The 19748-nt window shown below is 69.5% G+C and carries 18 protein-coding genes and 1 pseudogene; 14 read left to right on the forward strand and 5 right to left on the reverse strand.

The window, feature by feature from the left end:
• Positions 1–161: 161 nt before the first annotated feature.
• The gene (locus FGD71_RS19515) at positions 162–458 is read left to right on the forward strand and encodes a DUF4193 domain-containing protein (RefSeq protein ID WP_005481602.1); all 297 of its coding nucleotides are present in this window, start codon (positions 162–164) and stop codon (positions 456–458) included.
• 13 nt (positions 459–471) lie between these two features.
• Positions 472–1371 carry a hypothetical protein gene (locus FGD71_RS19520; protein WP_119101750.1) on the forward strand — a complete coding sequence of 300 codons (900 nt, stop codon included), beginning with the start codon at positions 472–474 and terminating at the stop codon, positions 1369–1371.
• A gap of 34 nt (positions 1372–1405) precedes the next feature.
• On the opposite strand, the gene FGD71_RS19525 is transcribed toward FGD71_RS19520, so the two are convergent.
• Positions 1406–1864: a DUF3093 domain-containing protein gene (locus FGD71_RS19525; protein WP_119101751.1), complete on the reverse strand. Its 459-nt coding sequence runs from the start codon at positions 1862–1864 to the stop codon at positions 1406–1408.
• Between the two features lie 58 nt (positions 1865–1922).
• Between FGD71_RS19525 and FGD71_RS19530 the strand changes: the two genes are divergently transcribed.
• The 8 genes from FGD71_RS19530 to FGD71_RS19565 all read left to right on the forward strand — a co-directional run bounded on the left by FGD71_RS19530 (position 1923) and on the right by FGD71_RS19565 (position 9582).
• Positions 1923–2507 (forward strand): PaaI family thioesterase, encoded by a 585-nt coding sequence (locus FGD71_RS19530; protein WP_119101752.1) that lies wholly within the window; start codon positions 1923–1925, stop codon positions 2505–2507.
• Between the two features lie 26 nt (positions 2508–2533).
• On the forward strand, positions 2534–3028 hold the full coding sequence (gene dut / locus FGD71_RS19535) for a dUTP diphosphatase (protein ID WP_119101781.1): 495 nt from the start codon (positions 2534–2536) through the stop codon (positions 3026–3028).
• A 1-nt stretch (position 3029) separates the two neighbouring features.
• Entirely contained in the window at positions 3030–3791 is a 762-nt protein-coding gene (locus FGD71_RS19540) for a DUF3710 domain-containing protein (RefSeq protein ID WP_119101753.1), read from the forward strand.
• Between the two features lie 262 nt (positions 3792–4053).
• Positions 4054–4755: an ABC transporter ATP-binding protein gene (locus FGD71_RS19545; RefSeq protein WP_119101782.1), complete on the forward strand. Its 702-nt coding sequence runs from the start codon at positions 4054–4056 to the stop codon at positions 4753–4755.
• 171 nt (positions 4756–4926) lie between these two features.
• Positions 4927–5637: a response regulator gene (locus FGD71_RS19550; protein ID WP_119101754.1), complete on the forward strand. Its 711-nt coding sequence runs from the start codon at positions 4927–4929 to the stop codon at positions 5635–5637.
• 45 nt (positions 5638–5682) lie between these two features.
• Positions 5683–6081, forward strand: a complete 399-nt coding sequence (locus tag FGD71_RS19555) for an OB-fold nucleic acid binding domain-containing protein (RefSeq protein ID WP_119101755.1) — start codon at positions 5683–5685, stop codon at positions 6079–6081.
• A gap of 3 nt (positions 6082–6084) precedes the next feature.
• Positions 6085–6846, forward strand: a complete 762-nt coding sequence (locus FGD71_RS19560) for a DUF3159 domain-containing protein (RefSeq protein WP_119101756.1) — start codon at positions 6085–6087, stop codon at positions 6844–6846.
• 345 nt (positions 6847–7191) lie between these two features.
• Entirely contained in the window at positions 7192–9582 is a 2391-nt protein-coding gene (locus tag FGD71_RS19565) for an ATP-binding cassette domain-containing protein (protein WP_119101757.1), read from the forward strand.
• A gap of 157 nt (positions 9583–9739) precedes the next feature.
• Here the strand turns inward: FGD71_RS19565 and FGD71_RS19570 are convergent, their stop codons facing one another.
• Positions 9740–10417: a potassium channel family protein gene (locus tag FGD71_RS19570; RefSeq protein ID WP_119101758.1), complete on the reverse strand. Its 678-nt coding sequence runs from the start codon at positions 10415–10417 to the stop codon at positions 9740–9742.
• On the reverse strand, positions 10417–11085 hold the full coding sequence (locus FGD71_RS19575; protein WP_119101759.1) for a potassium channel family protein: 669 nt from the start codon (positions 11083–11085) through the stop codon (positions 10417–10419). The genes FGD71_RS19570 and FGD71_RS19575 overlap by 1 nt, the downstream gene beginning before the upstream one ends.
• 431 nt (positions 11086–11516) lie before the next feature.
• Between FGD71_RS19575 and FGD71_RS19580 the strand changes: the two genes are divergently transcribed.
• From FGD71_RS19580 to FGD71_RS19595, 4 genes are all read left to right on the forward strand, one after another.
• Entirely contained in the window at positions 11517–13571 is a 2055-nt protein-coding gene (locus FGD71_RS19580; RefSeq protein WP_119101760.1) for an APC family permease, read from the forward strand.
• 91 nt (positions 13572–13662) lie between these two features.
• Complete coding sequence (locus FGD71_RS19585; protein ID WP_119101761.1) at positions 13663–14991, forward strand: class I SAM-dependent RNA methyltransferase; 1329 nt, start codon at positions 13663–13665, stop codon at positions 14989–14991.
• 633 nt (positions 14992–15624) lie between these two features.
• On the forward strand, positions 15625–15900 hold the full coding sequence (locus FGD71_RS19590; protein ID WP_119101762.1) for a hypothetical protein: 276 nt from the start codon (positions 15625–15627) through the stop codon (positions 15898–15900).
• Between the two features lie 64 nt (positions 15901–15964).
• Positions 15965–18211, forward strand: a complete 2247-nt coding sequence (locus FGD71_RS19595) for an MMPL family transporter (RefSeq protein ID WP_240436679.1) — start codon at positions 15965–15967, stop codon at positions 18209–18211.
• Between the two features lie 227 nt (positions 18212–18438).
• On the opposite strand, the pseudogene FGD71_RS49925 reads toward FGD71_RS19595, so the two are convergent.
• Positions 18439–19508 (reverse strand): annotated as a pseudogene (locus FGD71_RS49925) (tryptophan halogenase family protein); the annotation flags it as partial.
• On the reverse strand, positions 19391–19708 hold the full coding sequence (locus tag FGD71_RS49930) for a tryptophan 7-halogenase (protein WP_338120066.1): 318 nt from the start codon (positions 19706–19708) through the stop codon (positions 19391–19393). The gene FGD71_RS49930 and the pseudogene FGD71_RS49925, both read right to left, overlap by 118 nt.
• Positions 19709–19748: the final 40 nt, after the last annotated feature.

Raw genomic sequence — 19748 nt, forward strand, 5'->3', positions numbered from 1 at the left:
TCGCCATCCAAGCCGATCACTCTTGAGGAGTCCGGTTGGGTGTCGATTGAGTAACAGACCTTGATGTGAGGCAAAATCTCCGCCTCGGGTCGGGCACAAGTCCGGCCTCTCACGCGTTACGTGCGCTGAGACACCACAGACACCCAGAGGGGGAGAGCGACATGGCAACGGATTACGACACCCCACGCAAGACCGACGACGACGTCGATTCGGACAGCCTTGAGGAACTGAAGGCTCGCCGGAACGACAAGTCGACTTCGGCGGTCGATGTCGACGAGTTCGAGGCCGCCGAGGGCCTGGAACTGCCCGGAGCGGACCTCTCGAACGAGGAGCTGGCCGTCCGGGTCCTGCCGAAGCAGCAGGACGAGTTCACCTGCATGAGCTGCTTCCTGGTCCACCACCGCAGCCAGCTGGCCCGCGAGAAGAACGGTCAGCCGATCTGCCGCGACTGCGACTGAGGCAGGGTCGGCCGTGAAAGGCTCGACCCCGCCCTGGAAGAAGCGCCGCTCCCGTGGACAGGAAGCGGCCCCTCCGTCTTCGGGCGGCGCGCGTGACGACGAGCGAGGCCGGGAGGCCTCGCTCGAAGCAGCGGGCGCGACAGGCGCCTCCGGTGCCCTCGAGGCGGCGGAGACGAAGGCGCCTGTCGCCAAGCGGAGGATGGTCGCCGTCGGACGCGGTGTCAGGGATGGGGTCCGCAGAGGAGGCACCAGGGCCAGGGCGGGCCTGGCGCACCTCACGGACCGGATCATCGAGAACGCCCCGCGCGTGCCCGTACGGGACCTCGCGACGCTCCGCAAACAATTCCCGGGCCTGGGACCCGAGCAGCTCGCGGACAAGCTCGTCGCGGGCGCGTGCAACGCGACGGCGGCGGTGGGTGCGGGAGTCGGCGCCGCCGCGATGATGCCGGTACCGCCGGCGATGCCCACGGAGCTGGCCGCCGAGATCACCGGCGTCGCCGCCATTGAGCTGAAGCTGATCGCAGAGCTGTACGAGGTCTACGGCCTGCGGCCGCCGGGCAATCTCAAACAGCGCACCACCACGTACCTGAACTCCTGGTCCGAGGAGCGCGGAGTCGACGTGAAGAAGCCGTCGACGCTCGACGCGGCTCTGGGGGTCCAGCTGAAGCGCGAGCTGCGCCAGCGGATCATGAAGCGGATGGTCAGGAATCTGCCGAACCTGATGCCGTTCCTGGTGGGCGCGGCCGTCGGCGCGTTCATGAACCGCCGCGAAACCAGACATCTAGCGGAGCGCATCCGCAAGGATCTCCGCACGGTACAGGTCCCCTGGGACGCCCTGCCCGCGCTGCCGCCCCTGGAGAAGCCCGCCGACCCCTTGCCCATGGATGAGTTCCCCAAGGGACTCGAGCGCTGATCCCTCCGTCCGGCCCTGATCCGCCGGACAGGCCCTAAGCGGCTCGTACGGCGTCCAGCGCCGCCGCCAGGCGATCCGGCTCCCGTGTGGACAGGTACACGTACGGCGTCGGGTCCGCGGGGTCCGTGATCTCCACCCGCAGGGCCGTGGGGATGTAGGCGCGCAGCAGCATGAAAGCGCGCGGGTCGGCCTTGAACGTGCGCCAGGCGCGGGTCTCCTCGGCATCGAGGACATGGGCCTCGCCCAGAGCCGACACCGGGATCTTCGCGTCGCCCGCGATCAGCGAGTCGCCCACGACCCGGATGCGTACCGAGCCGTACGAGCTGGCCACCACCGCCGCGACCGCGGTGCCGCCGACCAGGCCGCCCAGCAGCGGCAGCGTGCCGAACGGCAGCAGGATCAGTGCCATCGAGACGCCGACCAGGAAGCAGATGAGCCACCAGGTGCGAGGCGGGGTCAGACGTTCTTCGTAGGGCGAGGCGGAGGGCTGCATGAAGCCAAGCTTGGCACGGTGCGTGAGCTTCTCCGACGCGCGGGTAAGGTCTGCGCCTGTGAGTGGTACCTCTTCGACCCTGCGGCCCCCGGCCGACGCCGTGGCGCCGGTGCGGCACCCGGACGCGCCCGCCCCCGGCGAGCCGCTCGGCTCGCATTACGAGCACTGTTTCGGCTGCGGCGGCGCACAGACGCACGGACTGAACCTGGCGGCCCGCGCGGGCGAAGGCGTCAAGATCATCGCCGAGTTCACCGTCCAGGCCGCCCACCAGGGTGCGCCCGGCCTCGCTCACGGCGGCGTCCTCGCGAGCGCGCTCGACGAGACGCTCGGCTCGCTGAACTGGCTGCTGCGGACCATCGCGGTGACCGGGCGCCTGGAGACCGACTTCGTGCGGCCCGTTCCCGTGGACACCGTGCTGTACCTGGAGGCCGAGGTCACCGCCGTGGCGGGACGGAAGATCTACTCCACGGCGACCGGCAGGATCGGCGGCCCCGCGGGACCGGTCGCGGTCCGCGCGGACGCCCTCTTCCTGGAGGTGAAGGTCGACCACTTCATCGACAACGGCCGCGAGGAGGAGATCCAGGCGGCCATGAGCGACCCGGACCAGCTCCGGCGAGCCCGCGCCTTCGAGGTGAACCCGTGACGCAGCCGACCCGTCAAGAGATCGCCGTGCTGATCAAGCGCGTCGACCCGGACGTACCGCTTCCGGAATACGCGCACCCCGGCGACGCCGGCGCGGATCTGCGGACGACCGAGAGCCGTGAACTCGCGCCCGGCGAGCGGGCCGTGCTGCCCACCGGAGTGTCCATCGCGCTCCCCGAGGGGTACGCGGCGTTCGTGCACCCGCGCTCCGGGCTCGCCGCCCGCTGCGGTGTCGCCCTCGTGAATGCCCCGGGGACGGTGGATGCCGGGTACCGTGGGGAGATCAAGGTAATCGTGGTGAACCTCGACCCGCGCGAGTCCGTGCGGTTCGAGCGCTTCGACCGGATTGCCCAACTGATCGTCCAACAGGTCGAGAAGGTGCGCTTCCGGGAGGTGACGGAGCTTCCCGACTCGGCGCGGGCCGAGGGGGGCTTCGGGTCCACCGGAGGTCATGCCGCCGTGGACGGCACAACGGGTGGGAATCGATACGCTTCGGTCGTATCCGACCGGGAAGGACAGTGACGTGTTCGGACGTCGCAAGAAGGGCAGTGCCGCCGAGGACGCGGCGAGCGAGGCCGAGCAGGTCGTCGACGACGTCGACACTGAGGCGGACGACGTAGAGCAGGAGCGCGTACGGCTCGAGCCGGAGCCGCGCCCCGACGGTCCCTGGGACAGCACGGAGGTCCGCGATCCGGCCGAGGGCCGGGTCGACCTGGGCGGCCTCTTCGTCCCCGGGGTCGACGGCATGGAACTGCGCGTGGAGGTCGCCGGCGACGCCATCGTCGCGGCCACCGTGGTGCTGCGGGACAGCGCCGTCCAGCTGCAGGCCTTCGCAGCCCCCAAGCGTGAGGGCATCTGGGGCGAGGTGCGCGAGGAGATCGCCTCCGGCATCACCCAGCAGGGAGGTGTCATCGACGAGGTCGAAGGCCCGCTCGGCTGGGAGCTGCGCGCCCAGGTGCCGGTGCAGCTGCCGGACGGGACCGGCGGCTTCCAGGTCGTACGGTTCATCGGGGTGGACGGCCCTCGCTGGTTCCTGCGCGGAGTGATCTCCGGGCAGGGCGCGGTGCAGCCGCAGGCCGCCGGGCTGCTCGAGCAGATCTTCCGGGACACCGTGGTCGTCCGCGGTGACGGCCCGATGGCCCCGCGCGACCCGATCGTGCTGAAGCTGCCGGAGGACGCACAGATGGTCGCCGAGGGTGTCCAGCAGGAGGAGCAGGCAGGTTCGCGCTTCTCCGGCGGCATGGGGCAGCTGCAGCGCGGACCGGAGATCACCGAGGTGCGGTAGCCGCGCGAGGCCGGCAGACACAGCTGGGCACAGAGGGCCGAACCCCCCGGGGTACGGCCCTCTGCGTTCGCTGCCTCGCGTTCAGGTGGGCTCCGCAGGGGAGAGCTTGAGCCACGGTCCTGACGCCCTCGGCCAAACCCGAGCTGAACCATTGCCGGGCCCGGCGACCCGTGCCGATACTGGCGCCCGGCCGACGGGGAGGGCAGCGCATGAGCGCATGTCCGACGGGGAGCGCGAACGGGGCCCGGACGGGGGAGTGCGGATGAGCCGGAGCGGTACGGTCGCCACCGAGACCATGGTGCGCGTGGAGAACGTCCACCGCTCGTACGGGAGCGGAGCCACCGCCGTACACGCCCTGCGCGGTGTCTCCTTCGACGTGCCCCGAGGGGAACTCGTCGCGCTCAAGGGCCGTTCGGGGTCCGGGAAGACAACGCTCCTGAACCTCGTCGGCGGCCTCGACGAGCCGGACGAGGGACGGATCACCGTCGACGGGCTCGACCTGTCCGGGCTCGGCGAGGACGGGCTGCTGGAGCTGCGCCGGGACCGTATCGGATTCGTCTTCCAGTCCTTCGGGCTCATCCCGATCCTGACGGCCGCCGAGAACGTGGGCGTACCGATGCGGCTGCGCCGGGCCGCGCCGCGCCTGCGTGAGGAACGCGTCGAGCTGCTGCTCTCCCTCGTCGGCCTCGCCGACCACGCGGCGCAGCGGCCCGGCGAGCTCTCCGGCGGGCAACAGCAGCGCGTGGCCATCGCCCGCGCCCTCGCCAACAACCCCTCGCTCCTCATCGCCGACGAGCCCACCGGTCAGCTCGACGCCGAGACCGGCATCGCCGTGATGGAGCTGCTGCGCGCGGTCGTCCGCAGCGAGCGTGTCACCGCGCTCGTCGCCACGCATGACGCGGCTCTCCTGGACCTGGCCGACCGGGTCCTGGAGCTGAGCGACGGCGAGATCGTGGAGCACTGAGTGCGGGCCTCGACGGCGCGCGGGGGAGCACAGACGTCATAGGACCGGGTGTACTGACGGCTCGTGCCGTCGTCGAGCGCTCAGGGCGCCCGCAGACCTCGCAGGCCCCGCAGTCCCCGCAGGGCACGCGCGGTCGCCGCACGTACGCTGATATTCGGAAAGGCAGGCCTCATGACCCGCGTCCTCGTGGTCGACGACGAGCCGCAGACCGGCCGAGCCCTCGTGAGCTACCTGGAGGCGCGCGAGTACGAGGTGGACGTGGCCGCCGACGGCGCCACCGGGCTCCGGCTCGCGGCCGCCCGCAACCCCGACGTGATCGTGCTCTCCCTGGGACTGCCCGACATGGACGGCGTCGAGGTGCTCAGGGAGCTGCGGGGCCGGACGCGCGCACCGATTCTCGTGCTGTCGGCCCGGAGCTCCTCCGACGAGAAGGCCGAGGCCCTGGACGCCGGCGCCGACGACTACGTCACCAGACCCTTCGACATGGACGCGCTGCTCGCCCTGCTGGGAGCCGTCGTTCGTCGGGCCGAGCCCACCGAGCCCACCCAGGGCGGCGTGGGCGGCGACGGCAGCGAGGACGAGGTGATCGTGGAGACCGAGGAGTTCACCGTCGACCTGGCCGCCAAGAAGGTCGACCGGGCCGGCCGCGACGTGCGGCTGACACCCACGGAATGGCACCTCCTGGAGGTGCTGGTGCGCAACACGGGCCGCCTGGTCGGCCAGAAGCAACTGCTCCAGGAGGTCTGGGGACCCTCGTACGGCACCGAGAGCAACTACCTGCGCGTGTACATGGCCCAGCTGCGCCGCAAGCTGGAGGCCGACCCGTCGCATCCGCGGCACTTCATCACGGAGCCGGGGACGGGGTACCGATTCGAGCGTTAGTTCCAGGGGTACGTACCTGTCAGATGCCCCCGGTACGCTTCAGACATGAGTGCTGTTCCTCGTTCCCAAAAGCCGGCGGGCCGGTTCCGGCGCATGATCGACCGGCTCTCCTCGTCGCAGGAGGACCTGGAGTCCGAGGAACTGCGCGAGGATGCCGAGACAGCTGGATGTACGCGCATCGGTGACGCTCATGACCGACAGATAGTCACCGTTACTGGTACCTTGCGCACGGTCACCCTGCGCCCGAGGGCTGGTGTCCCGGCCCTGGAGGCCGAGCTGTTCGACGGTTCGGCCGCGCTGGACGTGGTGTGGCTGGGCAGGCGCTCCATCGTGGGAATAGAGCCGGGGCGCAAGCTGATCGCATCGGGCCGGATCTCCATGAGCCGCGGCCGCCGGGTGCTGTTCAATCCGAAATACGAACTCAGACCCCTCGGACGGGAGTAGCCGGTGACGTCACTCGACAAGCCGACCGAAGACGCTCAGCGGGATTCGCGGGCGGTGACCGAGGCCGCGCTGTTCGAGGCGTTCGGCGGTCTGCGGGGCATGATCGAGACAGTCCTGCCGGGTCTGCTCTTCGTCACGATCTACACGATCAACAAGGACCTGCACTCGTCGGCCATCGCTGCCCTCGGTGTCTCCCTGCTGCTCGTCGTGGTCCGCCTGATCATGAAGGACACCGTCAAGCACGCCTTCAGCGGCGTCTTCGGCGTGGCCTTCGGCGTGGTCTTCGCGATGATGACCGGCAACGCGAAGGACTTCTACCTGCCGGGCATGCTCTACACCCTCGGCCTGGGCCTCGCGTACATCATCACGACGCTCGCCGGTGTCCCGCTGATCGGCCTGATCCTCGGCCCGGTCTTCAAGGAGAACCTCTCCTGGCGCACGCGCAACCCGGGCCGCAAGGCGGCGTACGCGAAGGCGAGTTGGGCCTGGGGCCTGATCCTGCTCGCCAAGTGCGCGATCCTCTTCCCGCTGTACTGGTGGGCCGACACCACCCAGCTCGGCTGGGTCCTGGTCGCTCTGAAGATCCCGCCCTTCCTGCTCGCCGTCTACCTCACCTGGGTCTTCCTCGCCAAGGCGCCCGCGCCGATCGACGTGTTCGCGGAGATGGAGGCGGCGGAGAAGGCCGAGGAGGAGCGCGAGAGCAGGAGCACGGCCGACACGACCGGCTCGACCGACACGGGCGGCGCGAAGCACCGCAAGCCGTAGCGGCGGTCACGCCCGGGCCGGCCCCTGGACGCGCACGCACCGGCCCCGGGACGCGCAGGCACCGGCCCCGGGACGCGCACGCACGGGCCTTCGCGATCGGCTGCTCGTCGCTGGGGCACCTTCAGCACTCGCTTCTCCGAGCTGGTCGGAAACAGGTGACCAGACAGATCAGGATTCGAGAAGCGCGGCACCCCGGGCCGCCGCTAGCGTGACCGCCATGGACATCACCCTTCACGCGGGCTCTTTCCCGGTGGCCACCGTCACCGACCCCGACGGCAACGCCCTCGGGCTGCTTCAGGACCGATGATCACACCGGCTTCGCCCCGTGGAACAAATGGAGACACGATGAGCATGGGCACGAGGACGGACCCGCAGTCGCCCGCACTGCACGCTGCTGACAGCCACGATCTGATCCGCGTGCACGGAGCGCGCGAGAACAACCTCAAGAACGTCAGCATCGAGATCCCGAAGCGCCGGCTGACGGTGTTCACCGGCGTCTCCGGCTCGGGCAAGAGCTCGCTGGTGTTCGACACGATCGCCGCGGAGTCGCAGCGACTGATCAACGAGACCTACAGCGCCTTCGTGCAGGGATTCATGCCCACGCTGGCGCGGCCCGAGGTCGACGTACTCGACGGGCTGACGACCGCGATCAGTGTCGACCAGCAGCGGATGGGCGGCGACCTCCGCTCCACGGTCGGCACCGCCACCGACGCCAACGCGATGCTGCGCATCCTCTTCAGCCGTCTCGGTAAGCCGCACATCGGCCCGCCCAGCGCGTACTCCTTCAACACCGCCTCGGTCCGGGCGAGCGGCGCGATCACGGTCGAGCGCGGCGCCAAGAAGGCCGTGAAGGCGACCTACTCCCGCACCGGCGGCATGTGCACGCGCTGCGAAGGCCGGGGCAAGGTCTCCGACATCGACCTCACCCAGCTCTACGACGACTCCAAGTCGCTCGCCGAGGGCGCGTTCACCATTCCCGGCTGGAAGTCCGACAGCCAGTGGACCGTGCAGGTCTATGCCCAGTCCGGCTTCGTCGACCCGGACAAGCCGATCCGCGAGTACACCAAGAAGGAGCTGCAGGACTTCCTTTACGGGGATCCGGTCAAGGTCAAGGTCAACGGTGTCAATCTCACCTACGAGGGACTGATCCCCAAGATCCAGAAGTCGTTCCTGTCCAAGGACAAGGAGGCGATGCAGCCGCACATCCGGGCGTTCGTGGAGCGGGCGGTCACCTTCACCACCTGCCCCGAGTGCGACGGCACCCGGCTCAGCGAGGGGGCCCGCACGTCGAAGATCGACAAGATCAGCATCGCCGACGCCTGCGCGATGCAGATCAGCGACCTGGCCGAGTGGGTCGGCGGCGTCCACGAGCCGTCGGTGGCGCCGCTGCTCACCGCGCTGCGGCACACCCTCGACTCGTTCGTGGAGATCGGCCTCGGCTACCTCTCGCTCGACCGGCCGTCGGGCACGCTCTCGGGCGGCGAGGCGCAGCGCGTCAAGATGATCCGCCACCTCGGCTCCTCGCTCACCGACGTCACCTACGTCTTCGACGAGCCCACCATCGGCCTCCACCCCCATGACATCCAGCGGATGAACAGCCTGCTGCTGCGACTGCGGGACAAGGGCAACACGGTGCTCGTCGTGGAGCACAAGCCGGAGGTGATAGCGATCGCCGACCACGTCGTCGACCTCGGCCCCGGCGCCGGCACGGAGGGCGGCACCGTCTGCTTCGAGGGCACCGTCGAGGGGCTGCGGGCAGGCGGCACGGTCACCGGCCGCCATTTCGACGACCGGGCCGCCCTCAAGGAGACCGTGCGCAAGGCCACCGGACGGCTTCCGATCCGCGGCGCGACGACGCACAACCTCCAGGGCGTCGACGTCGACATCCCGCTCGGGGTGCTCTGTGTCATCACCGGTGTGGCGGGCTCCGGCAAGAGCTCGCTCGTGCACGGGTCGATTCCCGCCGACGAGGGTGTGGTGTCGGTCGACCAGGGAGGGATCAAGGGCTCGCGACGGAGCAACCCGGCGACGTACACCGGACTGCTCGACCCGATCCGCAAGGCGTTCGCGAAGGTCAATGGCGTCAAGCCGGCGCTGTTCAGCGCCAACTCCGAGGGCGCCTGCCCCACCTGCAACGGCGCCGGCGTCATCTACACCGACCTGGCGATGATGGCCGGCGTCGCCACCACCTGCGAGGACTGTGAGGGGAAGCGGTTCCAGGCATCGGTCCTCGAATACCACCTCGGCGGCCGCGACATCAGCGAGGTGCTCGCGATGTCGGTGGCCGAGGCCGAGGAGTTCTTCGCCGCCGGCGAGGCGGCCACTTTGGCCGCGCACCGCATCCTCGAGCGGCTTGTCGACGTCGGGCTCGGCTACCTCGGCATCGGCCAGCCCCTCACCACGCTGTCCGGCGGCGAGCGGCAGCGGCTCAAGCTGGCCACCCACATGGCGGAGAAGGGCGGCGTCTACATCCTCGACGAGCCGACCGCAGGCCTGCATCTCGCCGACGTCGAGCAGTTGCTCGGCCTGCTCGACCGGCTCGTCGACTCCGGCAAGTCGGTCATCGTCGTCGAGCACCACCAGGCGGTCATGGCGCACGCCGACTGGATCATCGACCTCGGCCCCGGCGCCGGACACGACGGCGGCCGGATCGTCTTCGAGGGCACCCCCGCCGACCTGGTCGCCGCCCGCTCCACCCTCACCGGCGAGCACCTCGCGGCCTACGTCGGCACCTGACCGAGGCCATCGCGGACACCGCAAGCCATCGCGGACACCGCAAGCCCTCGCGAACACCGCAAGCCCTCGCGGAGACCGCAAGACGAGTCCCCTTACGACGTTGGGGGCGCCCGGAGATCTCCGGGCGCCCCCAACGTCGTAAAGAACCAGGAGCCGGCTAGCTCACCGCGTCCTCCCGGCGCACCGACAGCAGGTCCTCCAGTTGCTCCTCGCGGGCCTGGGCGGCCACGAAGAGGAGTTCGTCGCCGGCTTCCAGGGAGTCGTCCCGGCTGGGGGTGAGGACACGAGTGCCGCGGATGATGGTGACCAGCGAGGTGTCCTCGGGCCACTCGACGTCGCCGACCCGGGTGCCCGCCAGGGCGGACTCCGGCGGGAGCGTCAGCTCGACCAGGTTGGCGTCGCCGTGGCTGAAGCGGAGCAGCCGGACGAGGTCGCCGACGCTGACCGCCTCCTCGACCAGGGCCGACATCAGACGCGGGGTGGAGACGGCGACGTCGACGCCCCAGGACTCGTTGAACAGCCACTCGTTCTTGGGGTTGTTGACGCGAGCGACGACCCGCGGGACCCCGTACTCGGTCTTGGCGAGCAGGGAGACGACCAGGTTCACCTTGTCGTCCCCCGTCGCGGCGATCACCACGTTGCAGCGCTGCAGGGCTGCCTCGTCCAGCGAGGTGATCTCACAGGCGTCGGCGAGCAGCCACTCCGCCTGTGGTACGCGCTCGACCGAGATCGCGGTCGGAGCCTTGTCGATCAGCAGGACCTCGTGCCCGTTCTCCAGCAGCTCGCCCGCGATCGAGCGGCCCACCGCACCGGCACCGGCAATGGCGACCCTCATCAGTGACCGCCCTCCTCAGGACCCTCGGCGAACGACGCCTCGACCTTCTCGACATCGTCCGTACGCATCATCACGTGCACCAGATCGCCTTCCTGGAGCACCGTCTGTGAAGTCGGCAGAATCGCCTCGCCCAGCCGGGTGAGGAAGGCGACGCGCACGCCGGTCTCCTCCTGGAGCCTGCTGATCCGCTGGCCCACCCACATCGTCGACGCGTGCACCTCGGCGAGCTGCACCCCGCCCGTGGGGTCGCGCCACAGCGGCTCGGCACCCGACGGGAGCAGCCGGCGCAGCATCTGGTCGGCGGTCCAGCGGACGGTGGCGACGGTGGGGATGCCGAGGCGCTGGTAGACCTCTGCACGGCGTGGGTCGTAGATGCGCGCCGCGACGTTCTCGATGCCGAACATCTCGCGGGCCACCCGGGCGGCGATGATGTTCGAGTTGTCGCCGCTGGAGACGGCGGCGAACGCGCCGGCCTCCTCGATACCCGCCTCGCGCAGGGTGTCCTGGTCGTAGCCGACTCCGGTGACGCGACGGCCGCCGAATCCGGAGCCCAGGCGTCGGAAGGCGGTGGGGTCCTGGTCGACCACGGCAACCGTGTGCCCCTGTTGCTCCAGGGTCTGGGCGAGAGCGGAACCCACTCTTCCGCAGCCCATGATGACGATGTGCACGACCGTCCTTCCGGTGTGAATGGATGCAGCTCAGGTTCAGGGTCTCAGACCAACGCCCAAGCTTCACATGCGCGGTCCACAGAGGGCACCCCTGTGCACGGTCGCCCATGGCACACGTCCCTCGCGGTCTTTCGGTGGTCGGCGACGCCGCCGACGAGCTCCGCGACGCCATGTGGGCAATTTGGCATGCGGCCATCCCCATCAATCTCAACGAAAGTTGCAAAAGGGGGCAAAATGTAGGGCTTGGTCATCTGGGCATGCGGACCTTCCCGGCCATGGAATCCGACCTTCCCGGTGGTGGATTCCGCGGGACCACCGGTCTCGAGTTCGGTCGGAGGGCGGATCATGAGGGACTCCGCCACCGGCTCCGGCGGAGTCGACCGTGGGGGGAGGGTGGGCGGCCTCCCTCGCGAACGCTTACGATCCTCTGCGTGTCCAAACTGACCGACGTGCCCAAGCGGATCCTCATCGGGCGCGCACTGCGTAGTGACCGGCTCGGAGAAACGCTCCTGCCGAAACGCATCGCACTCCCAGTGTTCGCCTCCGACCCGCTGTCCTCCGTGGCGTACGCACCTGGAGAAGTGCTCCTGGTCCTCTCCGTCGCGGGTGTGTCGGCCTACCACTTCAGCCCCTGGATCGCGGTCGCGGTCGTCGTGCTGATGTTCACGGTGGTGGCCTCGTACCGGCAGAACGTGCACGCGTATCCGAGCGGCGGCGGCGACTACGAGGTGGCCAACACCAACCTCGGCCCCAAGGCCGGCCTCACCGTCGCCAGCGCGCTGCTCGTCGACTACGTACTCACCGTCGCCGTGTCCATCTCCTCCGGCATCGAGAACCTCGGCTCCGCGGTCCCCTTCGTGATCGAGAACAAGGTCCTCTGCGCGATCGGCGTCATCGTGCTGCTCACGCTGATGAACCTGCGCGGGGTCAGGGAGTCCGGGACGCTCTTCGCGATTCCGACGTACGTCTTCGTGGCGGGCGTCTTCGCGATGATCGCCTGGGGTGCGTTCCGCGGCGTAATCCTCGACGACACCATGAAGGCGCCGACCGCCGACTTCCACATCAAGGCCGAGCATCAAGGGCTCGCGGGCTTCGCGCTCGTCTTCCTGATGCTGCGTGCCTTCTCCTCCGGCTGTGCGGCGCTCACCGGTGTCGAGGCGATCAGCAACGGCGTCCCGGCCTTCCGCAAGCCCAAGTCCAAGAACGCGGCGACCACACTCGCGATGATGGGCCTGCTCGCGGTCACCATGTTCTGCGGCATCATCGGCCTGGCCATGGCGACGAACGTCCGCATGGCCGAGCACCCGGCGAGCGACCTGCTGAGGAACGGCGTCGCGGTCGGCAGCGACTATGTGCAGAATCCGGTGATCTCGCAGGTCGCCGAGGCGGTGTTCGGCGACGGCAGCTTCATGTTCATCCTGCTCGCCGCGGCCACCGCGCTGGTCCTCTTCCTCGCGGCCAACACGGCGTACAACGGCTTCCCGCTGCTCGGCTCGATCCTCGCGCAGGACCGCTATCTGCCGCGCCAGTTGCACACCCGCGGCGACCGCCTCGCCTTCTCGAACGGCATCGTGCTGCTCGCCGGTGCGGCCGCCCTGCTGGTGTGGATCTACGGCGCGGACTCGACCCGGCTGATCCAGCTCTACATCGTCGGCGTCTTCGTCTCCTTCACGCTCAGCCAGACCGGCATGGTCCGGCACTGGAACCGCCATCTGGCCACCGAGCGGGACCCGGCCGTGCGTCGCCGTATGCACCGCTCCCGGGCGATCAACACCTTCGGCGCCTTCTTCACCGGGCTTGTGCTGGTCGTCGTGCTGGTCACCAAGTTCACGCACGGAGCCTGGGTCGCGCTGGTCGGCATGGTGATCTTCTACGCGACCATGTCGGCGATCCGTAAGCACTACGACCGGGTCTCCGAGGAGATCGCCGCGCCCGATGGACCGAGCGACGACGTCGTACGCCCCTCGCGCGTCCACTCCGTCCTGCTGATCTCGAAGATCCACCGGCCGACGCTGCGGGCCCTGGCCTACGCCAAGCTGATGCGCTCGCACACCCTGGAGGCGCTCAGCGTCAACGTCGACCCGGCCGAGACCAAGGCGCTCCAGGAGGAGTGGGAGCGGCGCGGCATCGACGTACCGCTCAAGGTCCTGGACTCGCCGTACCGCGAGATCACGCGGCCGATCATCGAGTACGTGAAGGGGCTGCGCCGGGATTCGCCGCGCGACGCGGTCTCCGTGATCATCCCCGAGTACGTCGTCGGCCACTGGTACGAGCACCTGCTGCACAACCAGAGCGCCCTGCGGCTCAAGGGGCGCCTGCTGTTCACGCCGGGTGTGATGGTGACGTCCGTGCCGTATCAGCTGGAGTCCTCCGAGGTGGCCAAGAAGCGGGCCCGCAAGCGCCAGGAGTGGAACGCTCCGGGCGCCGTGCGACGCGGGCCGGCGCAGGAGCGGACCACCAAGGAGCCCAGCGAGTCCAAGGGTTGACGGACTCGAGTCGAACGGCCGGGCGGCGCCCACGTAGACTGGTGGGCTGTTGTCCGGCTGTTCCCTTTTTCGCACCTGGAGTCACCCCGCCATGCAGGCAGAACCGAAGAAGTCGCTGGTGGGGCAGGAGTACGAGGTCGAGATCGGCCCCGTCGCCCACGGTGGGCACTGCATCGCCCGTACCGACACCGGCCAGGTCCTCTTCGTCCGGCACACGCTGCCCGGCGAGCGGGTCGTCGCGCGTGTCACCGAGGGCGAGGAGGACTCGCGGTTCCTGCGTGCGGACGCGGTGACCGTCCTGGAGGCGTCCAAGGACCGCGTCGAGGCGCCCTGCCCGTATGCGGGTCCCGGCCGCTGCGGCGGCTGCGACTGGCAGCACGCCAAGCCGGGCGCGCAGCGCCGCCTCAAGGGCGAGGTGATCGCCGAGCAGCTGCAGCGACTCGCGGGCCTGACGCCCGAGGAGGCCGGCTGGGACGGCACGGTGATGCCCGCCGAGGGCGACAAGCTGCCCGCCGGTGAGGTGCCCGCGTGGCGGACGCGCGTGCAGTACGCGGTGGACGACTCCGGCCGGGCCGGTCTGCGCCGCCACCGCTCGCACGAGGTCGAGCCCGTCGAGCACTGCATGATCGCCGCTACCGGAGTGACCGAGCTGGGCATCGAGCGGCGCGACTGGTCCGGGATGCAGTCGATCGAGGCGATCGCGGCGACGGGATCCCAGGACCGCCAGGTGATCCTGACGCCTCGGGCCGGCGCCCGCCTGCCGATCGTGGAGCTGGACAAGCCGGTCTCCGTCATGCGGGTGGGGGAGAAGGACGGCGGAGTCCACCGCGTCCACGGCCGCCCCTTCGTGCGCGAGCGCGCCGACGACCGTACGTACCGCGTCGGCAGCGGCGGCTTCTGGCAGGTCCATCCGCAGGCCGCGGACACGCTGGTCAAGGCAGTGATGCAGGGCCTGCTCCCGCGCAAGGGCGAGACGGCGCTCGACCTGTACTGCGGCGTCGGCCTCTTCGCGGGAGCTCTCGCCGACCGGCTGGGCGACAAGGGCGCGGTCCTCGGCATCGAGTCCGGTAAGCGCGCCGTCGAGGACGCCCGGCACAACCTCGAGGCCTTCGAGCGTGTCCGTATCGAACAGGGCAGGGTCGAGGCGGTGCTCCCGCGCACCGGCATCACGGAGGCCGACCTCATCGTCCTCGACCCGCCTCGCGCGGGCGCCGGCAAGAAGATCGTCCAGCACCTGTCCGGCCTGGGCGCCCGCCGGATCGCCTACGTCGCCTGCGATCCGGCAGCGCTGGCACGGGACTTGGCGTACTTCCGCGAGGGCGGGTATCGGGTGCGGTCGCTGCGGGCGTTCGACCTTTTTCCGATGACGCATCATGTGGAGTGCGTGGCTGTGCTGGAGCCGGCGGCTAAGGGCGCCTGACCTGCAGGCTGGCGGTTCGCGCGCCGGAGCCGCCGGGCCGCGGCGATTCCGGTCGCGGCCCCGGCTCCGCCCGGGAAGACCAGCGGGGGAGCAGGGGCCGACGTCAACGCTGCGGTCGGCGAGAAGTGGGACCAGGCGCAGCAGCTGGACGTGCCCCAGCTGCTGCGCTGGGACGGCACGGCCTGGACCAACAGCATGACCGGAGCCGAGTCCTTCGCCCGGCCCGCCAGGTCTCCGGCACCGGGAGCAACGTCTGGGTGGTCGGCACGGCGAAACAGTCGGTCGACGTACCGGCCGTGGTGCGCCTGAACGGTTCGAGCTGGGCCCCGGTGAGTCTGCCGAGCACGCTCGGCACCGCCAGCCTGCTGACCGTACAGGTCGTGGCGGCGAACGACGTCTGGGTCGCCGGCTCCGTAGGCACCGGCAGCTCACGCAGATCCCTGGTGATGCGCTGGCACGGATCCTCGTGGACAGTGCTGCCCGCCCCGTTCGGCACGGCGGTGGGCCAGGTGACCGACCGCGCTGCTCGTCAAGGGCGGCCAGTGCTGGGCCGCGGGGTCGGCCGCCAACCGGGGCACCGTGGCCGTCTGGAACGGAAGCGCGTGGTCCGCCCGGAACCCGGCTTCCTCCAGCGTGTCCGAGGTCACGCAGCTGGCGGCGTACGGCACCACCGAGGTGTGGGTCGCGGGGGCGGGCGTGACGTTGCAGCGCTGGAACGGCTCCGCCTGGTCCGAGGCGGAGGGCCCGCTGGCGGCTCCCCTGACCGTGGGGGCGCTGGCGACCGGCCCGGACGGCGCCCTGTGGGTCGCCGGCGCCAAGGACACCTCGTCGTCCAGTAGCTACTCCTTCGCCAAGCTCCCATGGCCGGATGTGGCCCAACTGCCGCCCGGCGAGGCGCAGATGGCATGAAGAGCGATTGACGCAGACTCTTACGCCTGTAAGCTCGGACTTACATGCAAAAGAGATCGGTGACGTGAGTAAGGGGTTGAAGACAGTGGAGAAACGCTCGGTCACCGTCAGGGTGGCGAGTTGGAGCGCGGCTCACCCCTGGCGCGCTATCGTCGGCTGGTTCGTCTTCGTCGCGCTGTGCCTCGGAGCGTCGGCCGCCGTCGGGACCAACAGCGCCACCACCGAGGACTACCGGGTCGGCAAGGCCGGCAAGGCGGAGGCGATCGCGACGGAGGGCGGCCTGCAGCGCCGGCCGGTCGAGCAGGTCGTCATCGACTCCCCGTCCGGCGCGCTGGACGTGTCCGCGGCCCGGGCCGCCGCCGCCGATGTCACGGCGCGGATGGACAAGCTCAAGGAGGTCGACCGGGTCGAGAAGCCGGTCCTCTCCCGCAACGGCAAGGTCCTCATGGTCCAGGTCGTCATGGCGGGCGAGGAGCTCGCCGCACGCAAGAAGGTCGGTCCGCTGGTCGAGCAGACCGCGGCCGTGCAGAAGGCCCACCCCGGCTTACGGGTGCAGCAGACCGGCGGCCCTTCGATGAGCAAGGGCCTCGACCAGCAGCGCAGTGACGACCTCGCCTTCTCCGAGATGCTCACCCTGCCGGTCACGATCATCACGCTGATGATCGCCTTCGGTTCGGTGATCGCGGCAGGTGTTCCGGTCCTGCTGGCGCTCTCCTCCATCGCTGCCGCCATGGGCCTGTCCGGCCTCGCCTCGCACCTGCTGCCGGACGCAGGTGTCGGCAACAACATCATCCTGCTGATCGGCCTGGCCGTCGGCGTCGACTACTCGCTCTTCTACCTGAAGCGGGACCGCGAGGAACGGGCCAGGGCCGGCGGCCACCTCGGTTCGCAAGCCGTCGTGGAACTCGCCGCAGCCACCGCCGGCCGGGCCGTCGTGGTCTCCGGTTTCGCGGTGATCGTCTCGACCGCGACGCTGTACCTCGCGACCGACGTCATCTTCTCCTCGCTCGCCACCGGCGCCATCATCGTCGTCACGGTCGCCATGGCCAGCTCGCTGACGGTCCTGCCCGCCCTGCTGGCCAAGCTCGGTGCCCGCGCCGAGCGCCGTACGGCCCGCCGCGCGGCCCAGGGCAAGCGGGCCCGGGGTCACGGTGGAACGAGCAGGACGTGGAACGCGCTGCTGCGGCCCGCGACCCGGCGCCCAGGGATCACCCTGCTGGTCTCGGTGCTCATCATGCTGGGCCTGGCGGCGCCCGCCCTCGACCTGAAGCTGAGCGTGTTGGGGAGGGACACCTTCTCCCGCGAGATTCCCGCGGTGCAGACCTACGACCGGCTGACCGCCGCCTTCCCGGAGATGCTCGTCCAGCACCAAGTGGTGGTGCGCGCCGACGCGGACCGCTCACCGCAGGTGGTGAAGGCACTGGAGGACCTGCGTCGACGGGCCCAGGCGGACCCGCTGTTCGCCAAGGACGCCGAGTTCAAGCTGAGCTCCTCCGGCGACCGGCGGATCACCAGCCTGATGCTCTCCGTGCCGTCCAAACCCAGCTCGCCCCAGGCGCTCCAGTCGCTCGACCGCGTCCGCGACGACCAGTTGCCCGCGACCGTCGGCAAGGTGCCCGGCGCCGAGGCGTACGTCACCGGTGACATCGCCCGCGACGCCGACTACCTGGACCATCAGAACGCCAAGCTCCCGCTGGTCGTCGGCTTCCTGCTGCTGGTGACGTTCGCTGTGACGGTGCTGGCCTTCCGGTCGGTGGTCATCGGCGTCATCGGCATGGTGCTCAACCTGCTCTCGGCGGCGTCCGCTTTCGGCCTGCTGGTTCTGGTCTTCCAGGGCCAATGGGCGGAGGGCATCCTCGACTTCCACTCCACCGGAGCGATCGGGGCCCGGGTACCGCTGTTCCTGTTCGTCATCCTCTTCGGGCTGTCGATGGACTACCAGGTCTTCGTGGTCAGCCGGATCAGGGAGGCGGCCCTGCGCGGCCTGGACACCCGCAGGGCCGTACTGGAGGGGATCGGCAGCTCCGCGGGCGTCGTGACCAGTGCGGCGGTGGTCATGGTCACCGTCTTCGCCAGCTTCGTCTTCCTCACCCTGGTCGAGATGAAGCAGATGGGCTTCGTCCTCGCCGCAGCGGTCCTGCTCGACGCCTTCATCGTGCGGATCATGATCCTGCCGTCCGTCCTGACCCTCCTGGGCGACGCGAGTTGGTGGCCCTCCCGAGGGATGCGGTCGGCGCAGTCACAGCAGACCGGACTGACTGGTTCTGAGGCTGGCTCCTTGCACCGTGCACGGGAATCCGGGCGCGTCTGAACCACGGCTGCAGTTATCGGCAGCCGCGCGAAACGGCCTTCTAATCCCCCGGGAAGGCCAAATGCTGGGCCGCCCACATTGAGAGCCGCAGCCTGGTCGTGCACCGACTGGAACTCCTTCAGCGCCGCGCTGTCGTCGGCGAGCGCGAGCGCGGGGGACGGCTTGAGCTCGATGCCGCCCTTCCAGTGCTCGACCCGCTCGGCCAGTCCGTCGGGCAGCTCCCGGGTCTTGGTGTCCTTCCAGTACTGCGTGTCGTTGCGCGCGGCGGCGGCGTAGTGCAGGGCCAGGAACTCGCGGACACCGTCCATCACATGGGCGACGGCGCTGTTGTAGCTGTCGCGGTGCACCGGGTTCCAGTCGGGTCCGGGGAAGTTCTTGACCAGCTGCTCGGCCGCGTGATGGATGAAGAAGATGCCGGTCGACTCCAGCGGTTCGACGAAGCCGCTGGTCAGGCCGATCCCCACGCAGTTGTTGACCCAGGAGCGGTTGCTGCGACGCGCATCTTGATGTGGTTGGCCTCGGCGTCGGCCGCGCTCGGGCCCACGAACTCGCGCAGGGTGCGCTCGGCCTCGTCGGCGGACAAGTAGTCGCCGGCGTAGACGTACCCGGTGCCGATGCGGCCGTAGAGCGGGATGGTCCAGATCCAGCCCGCGTCCTGCGCGGTGGCGGTGGTGCAGGGCCGGATGCCCCGCGCCTCCATGTCCTGCGGCACCTGCAGGGCGACCGCGCTGTCGTTGGGCGGGGTGTTCTGGAAGGAGATGAAGGGCTCCTGCAGGGCCTTGTTGAGCAGACCCCCCCGGAAGCCCGTGCAGTCGATGAACAGATCACCCGTCAGCTCGCCGTGCTCGGCGGTCACCACGCTGCTGATCCAGCCGCGCTCGTCGAGCTTGACGTCCTTGACGTCGTCGATGATGTGCTTCGCGCCGCGTTCCACCGTGTACGTGGTGAGGAACTTCGCCAGCAGCGCGGCCTCGAAGTGGTAGGCGTACGGGAACTGGGTCTTCCCCTGGTGCTCCGACATCGTCAGACCCTGGGGCTCTTCGGTGCCTTCGTCGTACGGCTGCGGCAGCATGGTGCCGCTGAGGTGACGGGGGCTGCGCTCGGCGTCGCAGATGTTGGCCATCACGAAGCAGTCCGTGTCGAACCGGTCGGTGCGACCGTTCTTGAGCCACCAGTCCGTCAGCGGGAGGCCGTCGACCGACCGCATCTGCTCGAACGGGTAGTAGAAGTGGTGGCCAGGCTTGCGCCAGTTCTCGAAGCGGACCGCGAGCTTGTACGTGGCGTTGCACGCCGGCATCCAGTCCGATTCCTTGAGTCCGAGAAACTCGAAGAAGTGCGCCGGATATCGCTGAACGTGGCTTCGCCGGCGCCGATGGTGCCGACCTTTCCGGATTCGACGAGGGTGAGGTCTATCCGGTCGCCGAAGGCTGCCTTGAGGTACGACGCGGTCATCCAGCCGGCTGTACCACCACCCACGATCACGACTCTATTGAGCATCGAAAAGCTCCAATTCCGCGACGATATGGTTTCCGATGGG

It is taken from the genome of Streptomyces sporangiiformans, assembly GCF_005768555.2.
In the GTDB taxonomy this organism is placed as follows: Bacteria; Actinomycetota; Actinomycetes; order Streptomycetales; family Streptomycetaceae; genus Streptomyces; species Streptomyces sporangiiformans.

What these genes read in the sequence shown, in the direction of transcription:
- FGD71_RS19515 (WP_005481602.1), top strand. Translation starts at nt 162, where the DNA reads ATGGCAACGGATTACGACACCCCACGCAAGACCGACGACGACGTCGAT.
- FGD71_RS19525 (WP_119101751.1), bottom strand. Translation starts at nt 1,864, where the DNA reads ATGCAGCCCTCCGCCTCGCCCTACGAAGAACGTCTGACCCCGCCTCGC.
- FGD71_RS19545 (WP_119101782.1), top strand. Translation starts at nt 4,054, where the DNA reads ATGAGCCGGAGCGGTACGGTCGCCACCGAGACCATGGTGCGCGTGGAG.
- FGD71_RS19550 (WP_119101754.1), top strand. Translation starts at nt 4,927, where the DNA reads ATGACCCGCGTCCTCGTGGTCGACGACGAGCCGCAGACCGGCCGAGCC.
- FGD71_RS19555 (WP_119101755.1), top strand. Translation starts at nt 5,683, where the DNA reads ATGAGTGCTGTTCCTCGTTCCCAAAAGCCGGCGGGCCGGTTCCGGCGC.
- FGD71_RS19565 (WP_119101757.1), top strand. Translation starts at nt 7,192, where the DNA reads ATGAGCATGGGCACGAGGACGGACCCGCAGTCGCCCGCACTGCACGCT.
- FGD71_RS19570 (WP_119101758.1), bottom strand. Translation starts at nt 10,417, where the DNA reads ATGAGGGTCGCCATTGCCGGTGCCGGTGCGGTGGGCCGCTCGATCGCG.
- FGD71_RS19585 (WP_119101761.1), top strand. Translation starts at nt 13,663, where the DNA reads ATGCAGGCAGAACCGAAGAAGTCGCTGGTGGGGCAGGAGTACGAGGTC.
- FGD71_RS49930 (WP_338120066.1), bottom strand. Translation starts at nt 19,708, where the DNA reads ATGCTCAATAGAGTCGTGATCGTGGGTGGTGGTACAGCCGGCTGGATG.